General features: G+C 72.3%; 19 protein-coding genes. 13 read left to right on the top strand and 6 right to left on the bottom strand.

Annotation, left to right across the window (positions count from 1 at the left end; translation table 11 throughout):
• Window positions 1–3: 3 nt before the first annotated feature.
• Complete coding sequence (locus ACFWPQ_RS34530) at window positions 4–870, bottom strand: helix-turn-helix transcriptional regulator (RefSeq protein WP_089103361.1); 867 nt, start codon at window positions 868–870, stop codon at window positions 4–6.
• Window positions 871–1,112: 242 nt separating this feature from the next.
• Here ACFWPQ_RS34530 and ACFWPQ_RS34535 point away from each other — a divergent pair, with 242 nt between their 5' ends.
• The 4 genes from ACFWPQ_RS34535 to ACFWPQ_RS34550 all read left to right on the top strand — a co-directional run bounded on the left by ACFWPQ_RS34535 (window position 1,113) and on the right by ACFWPQ_RS34550 (window position 7,643).
• Complete coding sequence (locus ACFWPQ_RS34535; protein ID WP_217550260.1) at window positions 1,113–1,556, top strand: ATP-binding protein; 444 nt, start codon at window positions 1,113–1,115, stop codon at window positions 1,554–1,556.
• A 356-nt stretch (window positions 1,557–1,912) separates the two neighbouring features.
• Window positions 1,913–5,779, top strand: coding sequence for a Pls/PosA family non-ribosomal peptide synthetase (locus ACFWPQ_RS34540; RefSeq protein ID WP_384043615.1), 3,867 nt, complete (start codon window positions 1,913–1,915; stop codon window positions 5,777–5,779).
• Between the two features lie 77 nt (window positions 5,780–5,856).
• Window positions 5,857–7,230: a M1 family metallopeptidase gene (locus tag ACFWPQ_RS34545; protein ID WP_384043619.1), complete on the top strand. Its 1,374-nt coding sequence runs from the start codon at window positions 5,857–5,859 to the stop codon at window positions 7,228–7,230.
• A gap of 11 nt (window positions 7,231–7,241) precedes the next feature.
• Complete coding sequence (locus tag ACFWPQ_RS34550) at window positions 7,242–7,643, top strand: YchJ family protein (protein ID WP_384043622.1); 402 nt, start codon at window positions 7,242–7,244, stop codon at window positions 7,641–7,643.
• On the opposite strand, the gene ACFWPQ_RS34555 is transcribed toward ACFWPQ_RS34550, so the two are convergent.
• Window positions 7,640–8,341 (bottom strand): FadR/GntR family transcriptional regulator, encoded by a 702-nt coding sequence (locus ACFWPQ_RS34555; RefSeq protein ID WP_384043625.1) that lies wholly within the window; start codon window positions 8,339–8,341, stop codon window positions 7,640–7,642. The two genes, ACFWPQ_RS34550 and ACFWPQ_RS34555, sit on opposite strands and share 4 nt — an antisense overlap.
• A 137-nt stretch (window positions 8,342–8,478) precedes the next feature.
• Here ACFWPQ_RS34555 and ACFWPQ_RS34560 point away from each other — a divergent pair, with 137 nt between their 5' ends.
• Together ACFWPQ_RS34560 and ACFWPQ_RS34565 are read left to right on the top strand one after the other, a co-directional pair.
• A complete protein-coding gene (locus ACFWPQ_RS34560; protein ID WP_361293237.1) occupies window positions 8,479–9,000 on the top strand; it encodes a gluconokinase in 522 nt (173 codons plus the stop codon).
• 49 nt (window positions 9,001–9,049) lie between these two features.
• On the top strand, window positions 9,050–10,447 hold the full coding sequence (locus tag ACFWPQ_RS34565) for a gluconate:H+ symporter (RefSeq protein ID WP_384043628.1): 1,398 nt from the start codon (window positions 9,050–9,052) through the stop codon (window positions 10,445–10,447).
• 200 nt (window positions 10,448–10,647) lie between these two features.
• Here ACFWPQ_RS34565 and ACFWPQ_RS34570 read toward each other — a convergent pair whose 3' ends face one another.
• The 3 genes from ACFWPQ_RS34570 to ACFWPQ_RS34580 all read right to left on the bottom strand — a co-directional run bounded on the left by ACFWPQ_RS34570 (window position 10,648) and on the right by ACFWPQ_RS34580 (window position 13,072).
• Window positions 10,648–11,271 carry a cytochrome b/b6 domain-containing protein gene (locus tag ACFWPQ_RS34570; protein WP_384043631.1) on the bottom strand — a complete coding sequence of 208 codons (624 nt, stop codon included), beginning with the start codon at window positions 11,269–11,271 and terminating at the stop codon, window positions 10,648–10,650.
• Window positions 11,255–11,995, bottom strand: a complete 741-nt coding sequence (locus ACFWPQ_RS34575) for a molybdopterin-dependent oxidoreductase (RefSeq protein ID WP_384043633.1) — start codon at window positions 11,993–11,995, stop codon at window positions 11,255–11,257. Before ACFWPQ_RS34575 ends, ACFWPQ_RS34570 begins: the two co-directional genes overlap by 17 nt.
• 87 nt (window positions 11,996–12,082) lie before the next feature.
• On the bottom strand, window positions 12,083–13,072 hold the full coding sequence (locus tag ACFWPQ_RS34580; protein ID WP_384043636.1) for a hypothetical protein: 990 nt from the start codon (window positions 13,070–13,072) through the stop codon (window positions 12,083–12,085).
• A gap of 390 nt (window positions 13,073–13,462) precedes the next feature.
• On the opposite strand from ACFWPQ_RS34580, the gene ACFWPQ_RS34585 reads away from it, so the two are divergent.
• The 4 genes from ACFWPQ_RS34585 to ACFWPQ_RS34600 all read left to right on the top strand — a co-directional run bounded on the left by ACFWPQ_RS34585 (window position 13,463) and on the right by ACFWPQ_RS34600 (window position 15,772).
• Complete coding sequence (locus tag ACFWPQ_RS34585) at window positions 13,463–14,356, top strand: DMT family transporter (protein WP_384043639.1); 894 nt, start codon at window positions 13,463–13,465, stop codon at window positions 14,354–14,356.
• A 55-nt stretch (window positions 14,357–14,411) separates the two neighbouring features.
• Window positions 14,412–14,921 (top strand): NUDIX hydrolase, encoded by a 510-nt coding sequence (locus ACFWPQ_RS34590; RefSeq protein WP_384043642.1) that lies wholly within the window; start codon window positions 14,412–14,414, stop codon window positions 14,919–14,921.
• 147 nt (window positions 14,922–15,068) lie between these two features.
• Window positions 15,069–15,461, top strand: a complete 393-nt coding sequence (locus ACFWPQ_RS34595; RefSeq protein ID WP_384043645.1) for a YidH family protein — start codon at window positions 15,069–15,071, stop codon at window positions 15,459–15,461.
• Window positions 15,458–15,772 carry a DUF202 domain-containing protein gene (locus tag ACFWPQ_RS34600; RefSeq protein WP_384043647.1) on the top strand — a complete coding sequence of 105 codons (315 nt, stop codon included), beginning with the start codon at window positions 15,458–15,460 and terminating at the stop codon, window positions 15,770–15,772. The genes ACFWPQ_RS34595 and ACFWPQ_RS34600 overlap by 4 nt, the downstream gene beginning before the upstream one ends.
• A gap of 25 nt (window positions 15,773–15,797) precedes the next feature.
• Here the strand turns inward: ACFWPQ_RS34600 and ACFWPQ_RS34605 are convergent, their stop codons facing one another.
• Window positions 15,798–16,739 carry an NADP-dependent oxidoreductase gene (locus tag ACFWPQ_RS34605; protein WP_384043650.1) on the bottom strand — a complete coding sequence of 314 codons (942 nt, stop codon included), beginning with the start codon at window positions 16,737–16,739 and terminating at the stop codon, window positions 15,798–15,800.
• A gap of 154 nt (window positions 16,740–16,893) precedes the next feature.
• On the opposite strand from ACFWPQ_RS34605, the gene ACFWPQ_RS34610 reads away from it, so the two are divergent.
• The 3 genes from ACFWPQ_RS34610 to ACFWPQ_RS34620 all read left to right on the top strand — a co-directional run bounded on the left by ACFWPQ_RS34610 (window position 16,894) and on the right by ACFWPQ_RS34620 (window position 19,601).
• Window positions 16,894–17,190 (top strand): hypothetical protein, encoded by a 297-nt coding sequence (locus ACFWPQ_RS34610; protein ID WP_384043653.1) that lies wholly within the window; start codon window positions 16,894–16,896, stop codon window positions 17,188–17,190.
• Between the two features lie 167 nt (window positions 17,191–17,357).
• Window positions 17,358–18,380 carry a phosphotransferase family protein gene (locus tag ACFWPQ_RS34615; protein WP_384043656.1) on the top strand — a complete coding sequence of 341 codons (1,023 nt, stop codon included), beginning with the start codon at window positions 17,358–17,360 and terminating at the stop codon, window positions 18,378–18,380.
• A 6-nt stretch (window positions 18,381–18,386) separates the two neighbouring features.
• Window positions 18,387–19,601, top strand: coding sequence for an acyl-CoA dehydrogenase family protein (locus tag ACFWPQ_RS34620; protein WP_384043659.1), 1,215 nt, complete (start codon window positions 18,387–18,389; stop codon window positions 19,599–19,601).
• Window positions 19,602–19,668 lie beyond the last annotated feature (67 nt).

Below are 19,668 nucleotides of genomic sequence, written 5' to 3' on the forward strand. Positions count from 1 at the left end.
TCGCTATTCGTTCTTCCTTATCTGGGTGATCAGTTCCACCGACGCCTCGACGGACTCGGCGGCAGACGTGAGGCGTTGCCACGCGGCCCGGTGCGTGGAGACCCGATCACGTTCCTCGATGTACAGGGCGGAGGTCAGCCCTTCCTGGTGGACGACGTCCAGATCGGTGTGCGGACCGAAGCCCAGGATGCTGAAGGTGCCGGTGAGCCCGGCGTGCAGGGGAGCGTCCGAGCGCAACACCTGGATGTTGATGTTCGGGCGCCGCCCCATCGTAAGCAGGCGCCCCAACTGTTCGTACATCAGGGCGGGATCCTCGGTGGTGGAGCGCAGCGCCTGTTCGGAGATGATCGCCCAGAGCGCCAGCGGGTCGCTGTCCCGGGTGAGGACGGCCTGGCGTGCCAGCCGTACCTCGACGAGCGCGTCGACCCGTGCCTCGACCGCCTCGGACATGGCGGTCGCCCGGATGATCTCGCGGGCGTACTCGGCGGTCTGGAGCAGTCCGGGGACCATGCCCAGCTGCCAGGTGGAGACCGTCTCGGCCTCCGCCTCCAGGCTGATCAGGTCCTCGTACACCGGGGTGAGGACACCCCGGTACGAGTGCCACCAGCCGCGCCGGCCGCCCTCCTTGGTGAGCGTGATCAGGGCCGCGCGCAGCTCGTCGCTGACGTCGCGGCCGAGGTCGCCGTACAGATGGAGCAGCGCCTGGATGTCCGCTGCCTTGGGGGCCGTCTTGCCGGTCTCCATCCGGGACAGCTTGGAGGAGACGAACGCGCCTTCGGAGTGCTCGGCGACCTCGTCGAGGGTGAGTTCGCCGCGCAGCTCGCGCAACTTCGCACCGAGCCGTCGCCGGCGCACCGTGGGCGTGCTCACGGCTTCCCCCTTCTGTCCGGTGAACTGCCCGACAGTCTGCCCGTGCCGCACCAACCCTCGCCACCGACTGACGACTTGTGCCGCAAGTCTCTCAAGGTGATGCGCAAAATTTCACATCCCGTGGGACGTATTGCTATCGACTGTGCCGTGAAGGCACCATGAATCCGGGAAATACGACAGTGACCGCACTCGCATGGCGAACCACCGTGCCTGCGTTGGGACATGCCCGTGAGGGGATGCACATGATCGAACGCCAGCGGAGCACCACGACCGAACCCCGCGCCCTGCAAGTCGCCCCGCCGCCGGTCCTGTTACTGGCCAGCGAGCCCCAGTCGGCCAAAGCCGCCCGGCTGTTCGTGAGCGACTTCATCGCGCACCACACCCCGGACGCCTCCCGTGACCACATCGACGCGGTCGCCCTGGTCACCTGCGAGCTGGTCACCAACTCTCTGCGCTACGAGACCGACCCGGACGACCCGGTCCGTCTCCTCATCGACACCGACGGCTCCCGGACCCGGGTCGAGGTGCACGACCCGCTGGGCCGCCATCCCCGGCTGCGGCCCATCTCGGTCGAACGGGACCGCGGGCGCGGTCTGCTCATCCTCGACGCGCTGTGCTCGGGCCGCTGGGGCGTGGGCAACCTGCCCTGGGGCAAGTCCATCTGGGCGGAGGTCAGCGCCGTGTGACGTCCGGCGTTTCGTGACGTTTCCTCTCCCCCCACGGCGACGGCCGGCTCCGCGGCGATCCCCCCTCCCCGCCACGGCGCCGGCCGTTGTCGTACAGGCCGTCGGACACATGGAGTTGGCCTGTCTCACGCTGTGTGGCCCATCTCTCGCCGGCTGCGGAGAATCCCTGGTCAGAGGTGGCTTAAAATTCAAGGGACTGCTCCGAACGGCTGCTTCCAGGTGGCCGTCAGATGAACGGGAGCCTAGCGTCGTACTAATATTTCCGGCTTGTTACCTAGCCGGAGCCGGACAACCCCAGGCACACCTGCGGGCCCGCCGGCACCCCGGAGGTTCCGGGAACGAGACGCGAGGACCGGATGGCAGCGATTGACGAGAGCAGCGCTCTCGGCCTGCTCGACGAAGAGATCCGCGAGGAGTTCGGGGACACCGCACGTTTCTCGGCCGGGGCGGCGGCCTCGCCGCGCACGCTCGTGGACGTGTTCGAGGCAACGGTACGGGCCCATCCCGACGAGCCCGCACTGGACGACGGCACCACCCAGCTCACCTACCGCGGGCTCGCCATAGAGGTGGCGCGGCTGCGGCGGCGGCTGGCCGAGGCCGGCATCGGACTCGGCGACCGGGTGGGCGTCCGGGTGCCGTCCGGAACCAACGATCTGTACGTCGCCGTTCTCGGCGTGCTCGCGGCCGGCGCCGCCTATGTCCCGGTCGACGCCGAGGACCCGGACGAGCGGGCCGCACTGGTGTTCGGCGAGGCGGAGGTGGCGGCCGTCCTCGGCGAGGGGCTGCACATCGACGTACGCCGCGCGTCCGAGCAGCCCTCCGGCCGCCCCGGCGCCGAGCACGACGCCTGGATCATCTTCACCTCCGGGTCCACCGGCAAGCCCAAGGGCGTCGCCGTCACCCACCGCAGCGCCGCCGCGTTCGTGGACGCCGAGGCCGCGCTGTTCCTGACCGAGGAGCCGATCGGGCCCGGCGACCGCGTCATGGCGGGCCTCTCCGTGGCCTTCGACGCCTCCTGCGAGGAGATGTGGCTCGCGTGGCGCTACGGCGCCTGCCTGGTGCCCGTGCCCCGCTCCCAGGTCCGCTCCGGCGCCGACCTCGGCCCCTGGCTGGTCGACCAGGAGATCACCGTCGTCTCGACCGTGCCCACCCTGGCCGCCCTCTGGGAGCCCGAGACCCTCAACGACGTCCGCCTCCTCATCTTCGGCGGCGAGGCCTGCCCGCCCGAGCTGGCGCAGCGCCTGGTCACCGAGGGCCGCGAGGTCTGGAACACCTACGGCCCCACCGAGGCCACCGTCGTCGCCTGCGCCGCCCTGATGACCGGCGAGGAGCCGATCCGCATCGGGCTGCCGCTGAACGGCTGGGAGCTGGCCGTCGTGGACGACGCGGGCGTGCCCGTGGCGATGGGCGAGAGCGGCCAGCTGGTGATCGGCGGGGTCGGCCTCGCCCGGTACCTGGACGCCGAGAAGGACGCGGAGAAGTACGCCCCGCTGGAGTCGCTGGGCTGGGAGCGGGCGTACCGCAGCGGTGACCTGGTGCGCGCCGACCGTGAGGGCCTGGTCTTCCTCGGCCGTGCCGACGAGCAGATCAAGCTCGGCGGGCGCCGAATCGAGCTGGGCGAGGTCGACGCGGCCCTCCAGGCCCTCCCCGGCGTCGCGGGCGCCGCGGCGGCCGTACGGACCGCCCGCAGCGGCAACCAGCTCCTGGTCGGCTATGTCGTCACCCAGGACGGCTGGGACCACGCGGCCGCCGTCGAGAAACTGCGCACCGAGCTGCCCGCCGCCCTCGTGCCGCTGCTGGCGCCGGTCGCCGAGCTGCCCACCCGTACCTCCGGCAAGGTCGACCGCAACGCCCTGCCCTGGCCCCTGGAGGGCCTGGAGACCGGCGGCCCGGCCGAGCAGCTGTACGGCACCGAGGCCTGGCTCGCCGAGCAGTGGACCGAGGTCCTCGGCATCCCGGTGGGCAGCGCCTCCGACGACTTCTTCGCGATCGGCGGCGGCAGCCTGTCCGCCGCCCAGCTCACCACCCGGCTGCGCACCCGCTACCCGAGCGCGGCCGTCCTCGACATCTACCAGCAGCCGGTGCTGCGCAAGCTGGCCCGCCACCTGGAGAAGTCCGCGCAGGACGACGGCGCCGAGCGCACGATCGCGCCCGTGCCGCGCAGCGCCCAGCTGGTGCAGCTGCTGCTCCTGCTGCCCCTGTTCACGCTCCTCGGGCTGCGCTGGACCGTGGTCCTGGCCGCCCTCGGCAACGTGCTGAGCGGCTACGGCTGGCTGCCCACCGCACCCTGGTGGCTGGTCGGTCTCGGCGCCCTGGTGCTGTTCACCCCGCCCGGCCGGATCGCGGTCGCGGCCGGGGGCGCGCGACTGCTGCTGCGGGGCGTGAAGCCCGGCCGGTACGCGCGCGGCGGCTCCGTGCACCTGCGGCTGTGGGCGGCGGAGCGGCTGGCCGAGTTCACCGGGGCGACCACGCTGACCGGCTCCTGGCTGGAGCGGTACGCGCGGGCGCTCGGCGCCAAGATCGGTCCCGAGGTGGACCTGCACTCGCTGCCGCCGGTGACCGGACTGCTCAGGATCGGGCGGGGCGCGGCCGTGGAGTCCGAGGTGGACCTGTCCGGCTCCTGGCTGGACGGCGACCGCCTGGTGATCGGCCCGGTCCGGATCGGCGCCCACGCGGTCGTCGGGACGCGCAGCATGCTCTTCCCGGGCGCCCGCGTCGGCAAGCGCGCCGAGGTGGCCCCCGGCTCCGCGGTGACCGGGCAGGTCCCGACCGGCCAGCGCTGGGCCGGCGCCCCGGCGGTCAAGCTGGGCAAGGCCAAGCGGAACTGGCCCAAGCACCGGCCGCAGCGTGGCACGTACTGGCGGGTGATGTACGGCCTCACAGGGCTCGGGCTCAGTGCGCTGCCGGTGCTGGCGGGTGCGGCCGCGCTGCTGGTGGCCGGGCGTTTCGTGGCCCCCGGGGACGGCCTGGCCGAGGCCCTGCGGGGCGCGGCGGTCGCGCTGGTCCCGGCGACGCTGGCCTTCGGGCTGGCGTACGCCCTGCTGATCCTGGTGGCCGTCCGGCTGCTGAGCCTGGGCCTGCGGGTCGGCACGCACCCGACGCACAGCAGGGTCGGCTGGCAGGCCTGGACGGTCTCGCAGCTGATGGACCGCTCCCGCGAGACCCTGTTCCCGCTGTACGCCGGGCTGATCACGCCGGTGTGGCTGCGGCTGCTCGGGATGCGGATCGGGCGCGGGGCCGAGGTGTCGACCGTGCTCGCGCTGCCGAGCCTGACGACGGTCGGCGAGGGCGCGTTCCTGGCCGACGACACGCTGACCGCGCCGTACGAGCTCGGCGGCGGCTATGTGCGGATCGGGCGCGCGGAGATCGGGCGGCGGGCCTTCCTCGGGAACTCCGGGATGACCGCGCCGGGCCGCAGTGTCCCGGACGGCGGTCTGGTGGGTGTGCTGTCGGCGACGCCGAAGAAGGCCAAGAAGGGCACGTCGTACCTGGGGCTGCCGCCGGTGAAGCTGCCGCGCAGCGCGGCCGACGGCGACCAGAGCCGGACCTACGAGCCGCCGACGCGGATGCTGTGGGCGCGGGCCCTGGTGGAGACGTGCCGGATCGTGCCGGTGCTGTGCTCGGTGGCGCTGGCCGGGCTCACGGTGGCCGCCCTGTGCGCGCTGGGCGCCTGGGCACCCCTCCTGTCGGGGCTGGTGCTGCTCGGTGCCGGTGCCGTCGCGGGCCTGGTGTCCGTGCTGGCCAAGTGGACGCTGGTCGGGCGGCACCGCAGCGGTGAGCACCCGCTGTGGAGCTCGTTCGTGTGGCGCAACGAGCTGGCGGACACCTTCGTGGAGGTGCTGGCGGTGCCGTGGCTGGCCGGCTCGGTGCCGGGTACGCCGGTGATGACGGCCTGGCTGCGCGGCCTCGGCGCGCGCATCGGCAAGGGCGTCTGGGTGGAGAGCTACTGGCTTCCGGAGACCGATCTGGTGACCCTGGAGGACGCGGCCACCGTGAACCGCGGCTGTGTGCTGCAAACTCACCTCTTCCACGACCGGATCTTGCGGACGGATACTGTGGTTCTCCGTGAGGGCGCCACACTGGGTCCTGGCGGGATCGTGCTGCCCGGCAGCACGATCGGGGCCCGTACGACCCTGGGTCCCGCGTCGCTCGTCATGGCGGCGGAGTCGGTTCCCGACGACACCCGCTGGCTCGGCAATCCGATCGAGGCATGGCGTCCCTGAGCGCGGGCCGCTCGGTGGCCGCGGGCATCGGTGCACCGAGAGACGGTTCGAGCACAGCGCAGGGAGCGAACGCGGAAGTGGCAGTGCAGCAGTCAGCGGGTCCGGACCCGTACTTCCCGGACAACGGCGATCCCCGGTACCGGGTGCATCGCTATGAGCTCACGCTGGACTACCGGCCAGGCCCCAACCGCCTGGCCGGCATGGCCCGGATCAACGCGATCGCGGGCCGGGCCGCGCTGCCCGAGTTCCAGCTGAACCTGGCCGACTTCAAGATCGGCCGGATCCGGGTGGACGGCCGCCAGCCGCACTGGACGCACCGCGGCGGCAGGCTGCGGATCAAGCCCGCGAAGCCGCTGCGCGCCGGGGCCGCCTTCACCGTGGAGATCCACTGGTCGGGCAACCCGAAGCCGGTGAACAGCCCGTGGGGCGGGATCGGCTGGGAGGAGCTGACGGACGGCGCCCTGGTGGCCAGCCAGCCGACCGGTGCGCCCTCCTGGTTCCCGTGCAACGACCGGCCGGCCGACAAGGCGTCGTACCTGCTCTCGATCACCTGCCCGTCGGCGTACTCGGTGGTGGCCGGCGGCCGGCTGCTCACCCGCACCACGAAGGCGTCCACGACGACCTGGGTGTACGAGCAGGCCGCGCCGACGTCGAGCTACCTGGTGAGCCTCGCGATCGGCAAGTTCCAGACGGTGCTCCTCGGCGACCCGGGGTTCGGCGGGGTGCCGATGCACGGCCACATACCGGCGCATCTACTGCCGGAGTTCTCCAGGGACTTCGCGCGGCAGCCCGCGATGATGGACCTGTTCCAGCGGCTGTTCGGGCCCTACCCCTTCGACGAGTACGCGGTGGTCGTCGCCGACGAGGAGTTCGATGTCCCGGTCGAGGCCCAGGGGTTGTCGCTGTTCGGCGTCAACCACGTGGACGGGGCCCGGGGTTCGGAACGCCTGGTGGCGCACGAACTCGCCCACCAGTGGTTCGGCAACAGCGTGTCCATCGCCGACTGGCGGCACATCTGGCTGAACGAGGGGCTCGCCAAGTACGCCGAGTGGCTGTGGTCGGAGCGGTCCGGCGGCCGGAGCGCCCAGCAACTCGCCGCCCTCGCACACCGGTTGCTAGCCGGGCTGCCGCAGGACATCCGGATCGCCGCCCCGGGCAAGAAGTCGATGTTCGACGACCGGCTCTACGAGCGGGGCGGGGTCACCATCCACGCGATCCGCTGCGCGCTCGGCGACGAGCGGTTCTTCCACATGCTGCGGTCGTGGGCGGGGCTGCACCGGGGCGGGTCCGTGACGACCGCGACGTTCACGGCCCACGTCAACCGGTTCGCGGACGAGCCGCTGGACGGGCTGTTCGACGCCTGGGTGCACCGGACGGCGCTGCCCGCGCTGCCCACCCTGGTCCTCCCGGCCCGCCCGGCCCAGCCGCCGACCAACGCCGAGTCGGCGTAGGGGGCGGGCCCGTGACACCGAAGCGGTCCTCCCGGCAGCGGCCCGCCGCCGCCTGCCCGTGCGGTCTCGCGGAGACGTACGAGCGGTGCTGCGGCCGGTTCCACCGGGGTGAGGCGGCCGCGCCCACGGCCGAGACGCTGATGCGCTCGCGCTACAGCGCCTTCGTGAAACGCGACGAGCCGTACCTGCTGCGCACCTGGCATCCCCGGACCCGCCCGCCCCGGGTCGACTTCGACGCCGGGATGCGCTGGACCGGCCTGGAGATCCTCGCGACGACCGACGGCTCGGCCTTCCACACCACCGGCACGGTGACCTTCCGCGCGTCCTTCGGCGACGGCTCGCTGCACGAGCGCAGCCGGTTCGAGCGGGTCGAGGGGGCCTGGGTGTATCTCGACGGGGAGTTCCTGGACTAGGGCGCCAGGATGTCCAGCTCCTGCAGCGCCCCCACCGTGATCTCCCGCGTCAGCTGCTCCGCGCGGACCGCGTCGCCCTCCCGGACCGCCTCGGCGACCTGGACATGGAGGGTGACGGCGGCCGGGTCGGGGTCCTCGAACATCACGTCGTGCTGGGTGCGGCCGGACAGGACCTCCGTGACCACGTCCGCGAGGCGGGCGAACATCTCGTTGCCCGACGCCGCCAGGATCACTCGGTGGAAGGCCACGTCGTGGAACAGGTACTCCTCCAGCTTGTGGCCCCGCGAATGGGCCACCATGCCGAGCGCGCACTCGGTGAGCTCGGCGCACTGCGCGGCCGTGGCGTGCCGCGCCGCCAGGCCGGCCGCCACCGGCTCGACCGCCGAGCGCAGCACGGTGAGCGAGCGCAGCTGGTGCGGGCGGTCGGCGCCGGCCAGGCGCCAGCGGATGACCTGCGGGTCGTAGACGTTCCACTCGGCCTTGGGGCGGACGGTGACGCCCACCCGGCGGCGGGACTCGACCAGGTGCATGGACTCTAGGACCCGGACCGCCTCGCGCATCACGGAGCGTGACACTTCGAAGTGCTGGGCGAGTTCGTCCGTGCGCAGGACGCTGCCCGGCGGGTACTCGCCCGCGGTGATGGCGGGGCCGAGGGAGTCCAGTACTCGGCCGTGCAGGCCCCGGCCCGGTGTGGTCATGCACTCAGCGTACCGAGTGGATCACCCAGCCAAAAAGTCAGACTTATATGTCACACACTCTTGAATTCGTCGTACCTAATGCGTTTCAGTGTGGCGACCCCTTCCGAACCTTCCGAGGAAGACACAGCGAGGCACTGATGCGCACCCCTCACGTCGTCGTGGTGATGGGCGTCGCCGGCACGGGCAAGACCACGATCGGTCCGCTGCTCGCCGCCCGGCTCGGCGTCCCGTACGCCGAGGGCGACGACTTCCACCCGCCGGCCAACATCGCCAAGATGTCGGCCGGGCACCCGCTCGACGACGCCGACCGGTGGCCGTGGCTGGACGCCATCGGCTCCTGGGCGCACGGGCGGGCGGGGCTCGGCGGGGTGGTCAGCAGCTCCGCGCTGAAGCGGTCCTACCGTGACCGGCTGCGGGCCGCGGCCCCCGGCATCGTGTTCCTGCACCTGACCGGCGACCGGCGGCTCATCGAGGACCGGATGTCGCACCGGCAGGGCCACTTCATGCCGACCGCGCTCCTTGACTCCCAGTTCGCCACGCTCCAGCCGCTGGCGGCGGACGAGGCGGGCGTCGCCGTGGACGTCTCGGGCACGCCCGAGGAGATCACCGCACGGGCCGTACGGGCGCTGGAGACGCTGCCCGACCTCACCCCGCAGTAAGCCCCTCCCCCCTCCCCCTTATCTGTCCCCATCACTGCAAGGAACCCCCGTGACCAGACTCAGCGTCGAGATGCTGGCAGCGGACACCGTCGCGCCCATCACCTCGGCCGGACACGCCCGGCTCGGCATCGCCGTCCTGCTGGGCTTCGCCGTCATCGTCCTGCTCATCACCAAGTTCAAGCTCCACGCCTTCCTGGCGCTCACCATCGGCTCGCTCGCGCTCGGCGCGTTCGCCGGGGCGCCGCTCGACAAGGCCATCACCAGCTTCACCACCGGGCTCGGCACCACCGTCGCCGGCGTGGGTGTCCTGATCGCGCTCGGGGCGATCCTGGGCAAGCTGCTGGCCGACTCCGGCGGCGCCGACCAGATCGTCGACACGATCCTCGCCAGGGCCGGCGGGCGTGCCATGCCGTGGGCGATGGTGCTGATCGCCTCCGTGGTCGGGCTGCCGCTGTTCTTCGAGGTCGGCATCGTGCTGCTGATCCCGGTGGTGCTGATGGTCGCCAAGCGCGGCAACTACTCCCTGATGCGCATCGGCATCCCGGCCCTCGCCGGTCTGTCGGTGATGCACGGTCTGGTGCCCCCGCACCCGGGCCCGCTGGTCGCGATCGACGCGGTCCACGCGAACCTGGGCGTGACCCTGGCCCTCGGCGTCCTGGTCGCGATCCCGACCGTGATCGTCGCCGGTCCGCTGTTCTCGAAGGTCGCGGCCCGCTGGGTGGACGTGCAGGCCCCCGACCGGATGCTCCCGCAGCGCCCGTCCGAGGAGCTGGAGAACCGCCCCGGCTTCGGCGCCACCCTCGCGACCATCCTGCTGCCGGTCGTCCTGATGCTGGCCAAGGCGCTGGTCGACATAGTCGTCGACGACCCCGCCCACACCGTCCAGCGGGTCTTCGACGTCATCGGCTCCCCGCTGGTCGCCCTGCTCACGGCCGTGATCGTCGGCATGTTCACGCTGGGCCGGCCGGCCGGGTTCTCGCGGGAGCGGATCTCGCAGACCGTCGAGAAGGGCCTCATGCCCATCGCGGGCATCCTCCTCATCGTCGGCGCGGGCGGCGGCTTCAAGCAGACGCTGATCGACTGCGGTGTCGGCCAGATGATCCTGGAGATCTCCAAGGACTGGTCGATCCCGGCGCTGCTGCTGGCCTGGCTGATCGCGGTGGCGATCCGTCTCGCGACCGGCTCCGCGACGGTCGCCACGGTGTCGGCGGCGGGCCTGGTGGCCCCCCTCGCCGCCGACATGTCGACGGCCCACACGGCCCTCCTGGTCCTGGCCATCGGCGCGGGCTCGCTGTTCTTCAGCCATGTGAACGACGCCGGATTCTGGCTGGTGAAGGAGTACTTCGGCCTGAGCGTCGGCCAGACCCTCAAGACCTGGTCGGTCATGGAGACGATCATCTCGGTGGTCGCGGGCGCCCTGGTCCTGCTGCTGTCCCTGGTGATCTAGGGGCGGTACGGGACCGGAGTCCGGCGGTGCGTCTCACTCGGCACCGCCGGACTCCGCCGTCTCGGCTGATCGCCGTTGCGGCGGAGACAACTGCGAGGGACGCCCTTCCTCGTTCCGACGCGACGGCGCTCGGCCACGACGGCGGAATCCGGCGGTGCCCGGTGCACCGTCGGAGGGCGTTCGACGGGCCCGCCGGGCGGCTACGGCCGCCACAGCGGGTGTTCGCGTTTGGCCCACTCACGGCTCACTGTTCCCGTGCGCAGGCCTCGTCTCGCCTCCGGGTCGCCCAGGGCCATGCCGACGTGGCCGGCCAGGACGATGCCGATCGTGAGGGCCAGCCAGTCGTGGACGAAGGTGGCCGAGGTGCGCCACATCAGCGGGGTGAGGTGGGTGAACCACATGAGGAGGCCGGTGCCGAGCATGACCAGGGTCGCGCCGGCGATCCAGTTCGCGTAGATCTTCTGGCCGGCGTTGAACTTGCCCGCCGGGCGCGAGGACGGGCGCTTGTCGCGGCTCAGGGCGGCGCGCAGCCAGAGCCTGTCGTGCGGGCCGAAGCGGTTCAGGAAGCCGAGGTCCCTGCGGAAGGCGCGGGAGGCGAGGCCCAGGAGGACCGGGACGGGGAGGGCGAGGCCCGCGCACTCGTGGATGCGGACGACCAGTTCCCGGCGGCCGACGAGGACCGCCAGCTGCGGGATGTAGAGGCAGGCGGCCGTCGCGACGCAGAGGCCCATCAGCAGCGCCGTGGTGCGGTGGACCCAGCGCGCGGCAGGGGTGAAGCGGCGCAGCCGGTCCGTGGCGGCCGGGGCCTCAGCTCGTAGGCTCATCGTCACGTCCGTTCGAGCGGCCGACCCAGGCGTCGACGTCGTAGCCCAGCCTCTCCCAGTACCCCGGGTCGACCTTGTCGGTGACCGTGATGCCGGAGAGCCACTTGGCCGACTTGTAGAAGTACATGGGGGCGACATAGAGGCGGACCGGGCCGCCGTGGTCGTGGGTGATGGGCTTGTTCTGCATGCGCAGCGCGACCAGGACGTCCGGGCGGCGCGCCTGGTCGAGGGTGAGGCTCTCGGTGTACGCGCCGTCGAAGCAGGTGAAGTGGATCGCCTTGGCGGTGTCCCGGACGCCCGCCAGGTCCAGGAGGTGGGAGAGCCGGACGCCCTCGAAGGGGGTGTCGGGGACCCGCCAGCCGGTCACGCACTGGACGTCCTTGACCAGCTTGGTCTGCGGCAGCGCCCGCAGGTCGGCCAGGGTGTAGGTGCCCGGCTTGTCGACCAGTCCGTCGATCTTCAGCTGGTAGTCGGCCGCGGTCTTGTCCGGCACCGATCCGGTCACCGAGTAGTACCGGAAACCGCCGCCGTTCGGGAGCAGTCCGGTCAGGCCCGTGGGGTCCTTGCCGGAGAAGGCCCCGAGGACCGACTCGGTGACGCGTTGCAGCACCGGCGCGGTCACCAGGCCGAGCGCGCCGAGGCCGATGGTGCCGAGGAACACCCGGCGGCCGACCGGACTGCCCTCCTCGGTGCGCCGCGGCTCCTCGGATTGTTCAGAGTTCACGTACTCATTCGAACACCATCCGGGCGGGCTCGGCCACGAAATCCGGCGGACGTAAGGAATCCACAACCTCTTCTCATCAACCTCCCCTCAACCTCCCAGCGCCCGCTCCCGGGCCGCCCGGAACGCCTCGCACGGATCGCGGTCCGGGTAGGACCAGGGTGCCGAGGTGGCATGGCGGCCGATCCGCTGGAACAGGGCCGCGGCCTCGGCGTACCGGCCGGCGCCGGAGGTGGCGTGGGCCAGGTGGTTGAGGTCGATGTGGCGGCGGGGATGCTCCTCGATGCCCCACTCCAGCCACCAGTCGAAGGCAGCGCCCAGGGCGCGCAGCGCGGACGGCTCGCTCCAGTGCCCGGCGGCCGCCGGGTCGGCGGGGGCCCGGCCGGTGGCGGCCAGCACCCGGTGGCGTTCGGCGTAGGCGACGACCGGCAGGACGGCGAGCGGGGAGTCGGCCGGGGCCTCGGCCGCCGCGCGTTCCGCGAAGGCGCACAGTTCGTACGTCTCCCCGGTCTCGGTCTCCGCGATCCGGGCCGCCATCAGGTGGTGGGCATGGTGGTGCTCGGGATGGCGGCGGCGCACCTCGGCGAAGGTCAGGCGCGTCTCCTCGTCGGTGCCCAGGTAGCGGGCCAGCAGGAGCAGGCCGAGCCACGGGGTGGGGTCGGCGGGGGCGAGCGCGGCGGCACCGGCGCAGGCCTCGCGGGCCCGCTCCGGGTCCTCCTTGCCGCGCAGGGCGCGCCGGACCAGGGTCAGGGCGTACAGGGTGGCGGCGTCGGCGGAGCCCGGCTCGGCGAACAGCCACTCGCGGGCCCAGGCGACGGCGTAGGGCTCGCGGGCCAGGACGGTGGCCCGGTGGCCGCGACGGTCCCAGTCATCACCCGTATGGAGCAGCAGGGAGCGGGCGGACTGCCAGCGGCCCTGGGCCAACGCGGCCCGGGCGGAGATGAGTTCGGCGTCGTCGAGGGCGTCGTCGGGGCAGTGTTCGCACCCGGGGTGCGCAGCGGCGCGGGGAGCTCGGGCGACGGCCGGGCCTGGGTCCGAGACGGCCGGGCCTGGGCCTAAGAGGGGCGGGGTTGGGGGCACCGCGGAACTTCCTGGTTGTCGGGCTGCCATCGGCCGATCACGCACAGCAAACCCCCAGCCAAGACTTTGCGTCAAGCCGAACGGGGCTCGTACTCTGTTCAACTACCTTGTGCAAAGCGGAACTTGACGCGCGCCGGGGCCAGGTTGGCGTACCGTGGCCGTGGGGCTTCGGGTTCCGGCTGTGGCGTACGCCATGGCGTCGGCCGCCCGGGCGTCGGACCATGGCCGTAGGGTCCCGCCGCCGCTCCGGTCCGCACCGCGTGATCGACTCGGGCAGCGTGACCGAGTCAACCGCCCGGTTCCGGGAACCCCCGGAACAATCCCCACCCGGGAGCGCTACAGTCGGCCACTACGCACTCCGTAGCCCGGCCGCAGATCGAGGTACGCAGCGTGTCCGTTCTGGTTCTGGTTCTCGCCGTGAGCGCGGCCTGTTGCCTGGGCTTCGGGTTCGTGCTCCAGCAGAACGTCGCCCAGAAGGCACCGCTCAGCGACTTCCTCTCGCCCCGGCTGCTGCTCGACCTGATGAGGGTGCCCCGCTGGCTCGGCGGCATCGGCCTGATGGTGGCCGGCATGGTCCTCGGCGCGATCGCCCTCGGCAAGGGCGAGATCTCCCTCGTCGAGCCGCTGCTGGCGACGAACCTCCTGTTCGCCCTCGCGCTCTCCCGGCACCAGACCAAGCATCCCCTCAGCCACCAGGGCTGGGCAGGTCTCGTCCTGCTCGCGGGCGGCGTGACCACGTTCATCCTGGCTGGCCAGCCACGCGGCGGCGACGCCATAGCCAACCCGCTGCGGCACTGGCTGATCATCGGCGCGATGGTCGGCACGGCCCTGCTGCTCACGACCTACGCCAAACGCTCCCGCCTCAGCGCGGGACCGACCCTCCTCGCCCTCGCCGCCGGCCTGCTCTACGGCGTCCAGGACGCGCTGACCCGGGTCACCGGCACCCGCTTCTCCGAGGGCGGCATCATGGAGGTGCTGACCGGCTGGCAGCCGTACGGTGTGCTGGTCCTCGGGGTCACCGGGCTGATCCTCGTCCAGAGCGCGTTCGAGACGGCGGAGCTGCGCAACTCGCTGCCCGCGCTCACCGCGGCCCAGCCGCTCGCCGGGATCCTCTGCGGGGTCGGCTTCCTCGGGGACAAGCTGCGCACCGACACCGGGGCGCTGGCCTGGGAGGCGGCGGGGCTCGCGGCGATCGTGGCGGGCATCGTGCTGCTGGGTCTGCACCCGGCGATGCCGCGCGGTGCGGCGCCGAAGGAACCCTCGCTGGACCTCCAGCCGCGCTGACGCCGGTCGGCCGCACCGGCCCCGACGGTGGCCGTCCGCCTGCTTGGATGGCGGTATGAGCGCTGCTGACGAGATCCTCGACATCGTCGACGAGCACGACCAGGTGATCGGCACGTCCCCGCGCGGCGAGGCGTACGCCCGGGGCCTGCGCCACCGCTGCGTCTTCATCCAGGCCCGCGACGCCGTCGGCCGCGTCTTCGTCCACCGCCGCACCGCGACCAAGCTGGTCTTCCCCTCCCTGTACGACATGTTCGTCGGGGGTGTGGTGGGGGCGGGCGAGTCCTACGACGACGCGGCGCTGCGGGAGGCCGAGGAGGAACTGGGCGTGACCGGTCTCCCCCGGCCGGCGTTCCTCTTCAAGTTCCTGTACGACGACGGCGCCGGGCAGAGCTGGTGGTCCGCGGTGTACGAGGTGCGCTGCGAGCTGCCGGTGCGGCCGCAGGTGGAGGAGGTGGCATGGCACGAGTTCCTGAGCGAGGAGGAACTGGGGGCGCGGCTCGGCGAGTGGGAGTGGGTACCGGACGGGGTGGCGGCGTGGGATCGGCTGCGGGAGTGGCGGGGCTGAGGTGGGGGTGGGGACGCTCACCGGCGCCGGCCGGGTACCGCTGACGCGACTGCAGCGCCCCGTCAGGGGCGCGGGGAACTGCGCGGCCGGCCCCCACGCACCCGCAGCCGAACGACCACGGCAACCGCCCCGGTAGGCTTCCGGCACGTGATCGAATTCGCGCGGAACGTCCGTTTGTGGTTCGCCCCCGGAGAGGTACGCCAGGAGGGCAGGACCCCCGACTACCGCTTCTCCCTCGCCAACGAGCGGACCTTCCTGGCCTGGCTGCGCACCGCCCTCGCCCTCATCGGCGGCGGATTCGCCGTGGACCAGTTCCTGCCCGACCTCCGCTGGGGCTGGCGCGTAGGCCTCGCGCTCGCGCTCCTCGCCGCCGGCGTGCTCTGCTCGCTGCGTGCCGTGAACCACTGGATGCGCTGCGAGCGGGCGATGCGGCGCGGCGAGGACCTGCCGGTGTCCCGGTTCCCGGCCCTGCTGAGCGTGGTCGTCGCCGTGGTCGCCGTCGCGATGGTCGTCGTGGTGCTCGTCGGGTGGGAGGGATGACGGAGCCGGCCCGCGACCCCGGGCTCCAGCCGGAGCGGACCCGGCTGGCCTGGCGCCGTACGACCCTCTCGGCGACCGTCGCCGCCATACTCGCGGCGAAGACCGCGCTGCACGGCGGTACCTCGGCCGCCGGCGTGATCGCCTGCGCCGCCTGCTGCGCCCTGTGGCTGGGCTTCCTTCTGGTCGCCAACCGCCGTATCCGGGCCCTCGCGGCGACCGACCGCCCCACGGCGCTGGCCCCCCGGCAGGCGACGGGGGCGGTGTTGTGCACGGTCGCCATCGCCCTGTGCGCCGCCGCACTGGTCGTATAGGCCCTGGCTTCGTACGGCCCCTCGCTCAGCCCTCCTCCGGCCAGTCCACGGTGACCACCAGCCTGCCCCGGGTACCCCCCTCCTGGCTGCGGCGTTGTGCGTCGGCCGCCCGCTCCAGCGGGAACGTCTCGGCGACATGGACGGTGACCGCCCCCTGTTCCGCGAGCGCCGCGAGCCGGGTCAGGTCCTCGGCGTCGGGTCGCGCCCAGCAGTAGCGGCCGCCGAAGTCGACGACGTCCGGGTCGGCGATCGAGGCCATCCGGCCCTCGGGGGCGAGCAGGTTCGCCGAGGCGGTCAGGGTCTCGCCGCCGACGGTGTCGAAGACGGCGGCCACGCCCTCCGGGGCCAGCCCCCGGACGCGTTCGGCCAGGCCCGCGCCGTAGGTCACCGGTTCGCCGCCGAGCCCCCGGACGAAGTCGTGGTTGCGCTCGCTCGCCGTGCCGATCACCCGGGCGCCGAGGTGGGCCGCGATCTGGACGGCGAGGGAGCCGACCCCGCCGGCGGCGGCGTGCACCAGGACCGTCTCGCCGCGCTTGACCTCCAGGGCGTGCACCAGCACCTGGTAGGCGGTGAGGCCGGCCAGCGGCAGCCCGGCGGCCTGTTCGAAGGTGAGGTTGCGCGGCTTGCGGGCGAGGGTGCGCACCGGGGCGGCGACGTACTCGGCGAAGGTGCCCCGGGAGAGGAAGTCCTCGCGGACGTAGCCGATCACCTCGTCGCCGACCGCGAACTCGGTGACGGCGGCCCCCGGCATGACGACGACGCCGGAGACGTCCCAGCCGGGGACCACCGGGAAGACGGTGTCCAGGATGCCGTGCAGCAGGCCCTCGCGGCACTTCCAGTCGACCGGGTTCACGGCGGCCGCCCGGACCTTCACCAGCACCGAGTCGGGGCCGACCTTCGGGTCCTTGACCTCGCCGTACTCCAGCACCTCGGGGCCGCCGTACCGGCTGTAGCTGATGCCTTTCATGCCAACGACCCTCTGGGGTACTCGGACGCCACGCAACCGGGATGCCCGCATATGTGCCGTTTGCGTGGCAGCCTGTCCGTCGGCATCACGCCACACCTGAACCCACACACCTGAACCCACACTCCCGAACCCCGCACCCCTGAAGGCGAGCACCATGACCACCCTTCACCAGGAACACGCCTCGCACGGTCACAGCCACGGACCGGACTGCGGGCACGACCAGGTGCCGCACGGCGACCACGTCGACTACGCGCACAACGGGCATCTGCACCGCGAGCACGGCGGCCACTGGGACGAGTGCGAGCCCGCCGGGCACGTCACCCACGAGGCGCACGAGCACCGGCACGGCGACGGCTGCGGGCACACCGGCGTCCTGCACGGCGACCACGTCGACTACCTCCACGACGGCCACCGGCACGCCGAGCACGACGGCCACTGGGACGACCACTGAGCCGAACCTCACCGGTGACGGCTGCCCGCTCCGCGCGCACGGGGAGCCGTCACCCGCCGTACGGGTCGTAGGGTGGTCCCGGTCACGTTTGGCTCACGCGCTGGACGACATACCGACTGGTCGGCATCATAAGTCGGGTCCTGTTCATTCGTTCGTAGGAGCGATGCATGAGCCCCGACCACCCGCCCGGACTCGATCTCGACCGGCTGCGCGGCCTGCTCGACCGCGAGCGCCCCGGCCTGGTGACCGGTCCGCTGACCGGAAGGCTGATCGAGGGCGGACGGTCGAACCTCACCTACGCGATCTCCGACGGCGCCTCGAAGTGGGTGGTGCGCCGGCCGCCGCTGGGCCACGTCCTGGCCACCGCGCACGACATGAAGCGCGAGCACCGGGTGATCAGCGCGCTGTACCCGACCGAGGTACCGGTGCCGCGCCCGGTGCTGCTGTGCGAGGACGACGAGATCCTCGGCGCGCCGTTCTACGTGATGGAGTTCGTGGCGGGCACCCCGTACCGCACCTCCGAGCAGCTCGCCCCGCTCGGCCCCGAGCGCACCCGCGACGCCGTGCTGTCCCTGGTGGACACCCTGGTCGAGCTGCACGCCGTGGACCCCGCGGAGGTGGGCCTCGCCGACTTCGGCCGCCCGGAGGGCTTCCTGGACCGCCAGCTGCGCCGCTGGGGCAAGCAGCTGGACGCCTCCCGCAACCGCGAGCTGGCCGGCATCGACGAGCTGCACGCGACCCTGGGCCGCCGGCTGCCCGACTCCCCCGCGCCCACGGTGATCCACGGCGACTACCGCCTGGACAACGTCCTGATCGGCGACGACGACCGGATCAAGGCGATCCTCGACTGGGAGATGTCGACGCTCGGCGACCCGCTGACCGACCTGGGCCTGCTGGTGATGTACAGCCTGCCGCTGGGCGCGCCCGACTCGCCGGTGTCGACGACCGCCGAGGCGCCGGGCCACCCGGACCCGCGGGAGCTGGTCGAGCGCTATGCCGCCCGCTCGGGACGGGACGTCTCGCACATCTCCTGGTACACGGCGTTCGCCTGGTTCAAGCTCGCCGTGATCCTGGAGGGCATCCACTACCGGTACACGCTGGGCCAGACGCTCGGGCAGGGCTTCGACCGCATCGGCGAGCTCGTCCCCGTCTTCATCGACCACGGACTGACCACTCTTCAGGAAGGCTGACCGGCCATGGACTTCGCGTTCGACGCCCGCACCGAGGAGCTGCGCGCCCAACTGCTCGCCTTCATGGACGAGTTCGTCTACCCGGCCGAGGCGGTCGCCGAGGAGCAGCGGGCCGAACTGGCCTCGCCGTGGGACACCCCGGCCGTGGTCGAGGAGCTGAAGGCCGAGGCGCGCAGGCAGGGCCTGTGGAACCTCTTCCTCCCCGACGCCGAGTACGGTGCGGGGCTCACCAACCTCCAGTACGCGCCGCTCGCCGAGATCACCGGCCGCTCCCCGCACCTGGCGCCGACCGCGCTGAACTGCGCGGCACCGGACACCGGGAACATGGAGGTGCTGGCCCAGTTCGGCGACGACGCGCAGAAGAAGCAGTGGCTGGAGCCGCTGCTCGCCGGTGAGATCCGCTCCGCGTTCGCCATGACCGAGCCGGAGGTGGCCTCCTCCGACGCCACCAACATCACCACCTACATCGAGCGGGACGGCGACGACTACGTCATCACCGGCCGCAAGTGGTACATCTCCGGGGCGATGAACCCGGACTGCAGGATCTTCATCGTGATGGGCAAGACCGACCCGGACGGCACCGACATCCGGCGCCAGCAGTCCATGGTCCTGGTCCCGCGTGACACCCCGGGCGTCACCGTGAAGCGGGCGATGAAGGTCTTCGGCTACGAGGACCACTCGCACGGCGGCCACGCCGAGGTGGTCTTCGACCACGCGCGCGTGCCGGTGTCGAACCTGGTGGGCGAGGAGGGCGGCGGCTTCGCCATCGCGCAGGCCCGGCTCGGCCCGGGCCGGATCCACCACTGCATGCGGCTGATCGGCATGGCCGAGCGGGCGATCGAGCTGATGTGCCGCAGGGCCGTCTCCCGGCAGGCCTTCGGCAAGGCGCTGGCCCAGCAGGGTGTCGTGCACAACTGGATCGCCGACGCCCGGGTGACGGTCGAGCAGCTGCGGCTGCTGGTCCTCAAGACGGCCTGGCTGATGGACACCGTCGGCAACCGGGGTGCCCACGCCGAGATCCAGGCCATCAAGATCGCCACGCCGCGGGCGGTCGTCGACATCATCGACCGGGCGATCCAGCTGCACGGCGCGGGCGGCGTCAGCCAGGACTTCCCGCTGGCCGACCTGTACGCCGGGGCCCGCACCCTGATGATCGCCGACGGCCCGGACGAGGTGCACCAGCGCTCGCTGGCGCGCCGGGAGCTGAAGAAGTACCTGTAGGCGACGGGCGGTGAGGGGCCGGGCGGGCATCGGGGATGTCCGTACCGGCCCTTCGTCCGTACCGGCC

The organism is Streptomyces sp. NPDC058464, assembly GCF_042721035.1.
Taxonomy (GTDB): Bacteria; Actinomycetota; Actinomycetes; order Streptomycetales; family Streptomycetaceae; genus Streptomyces.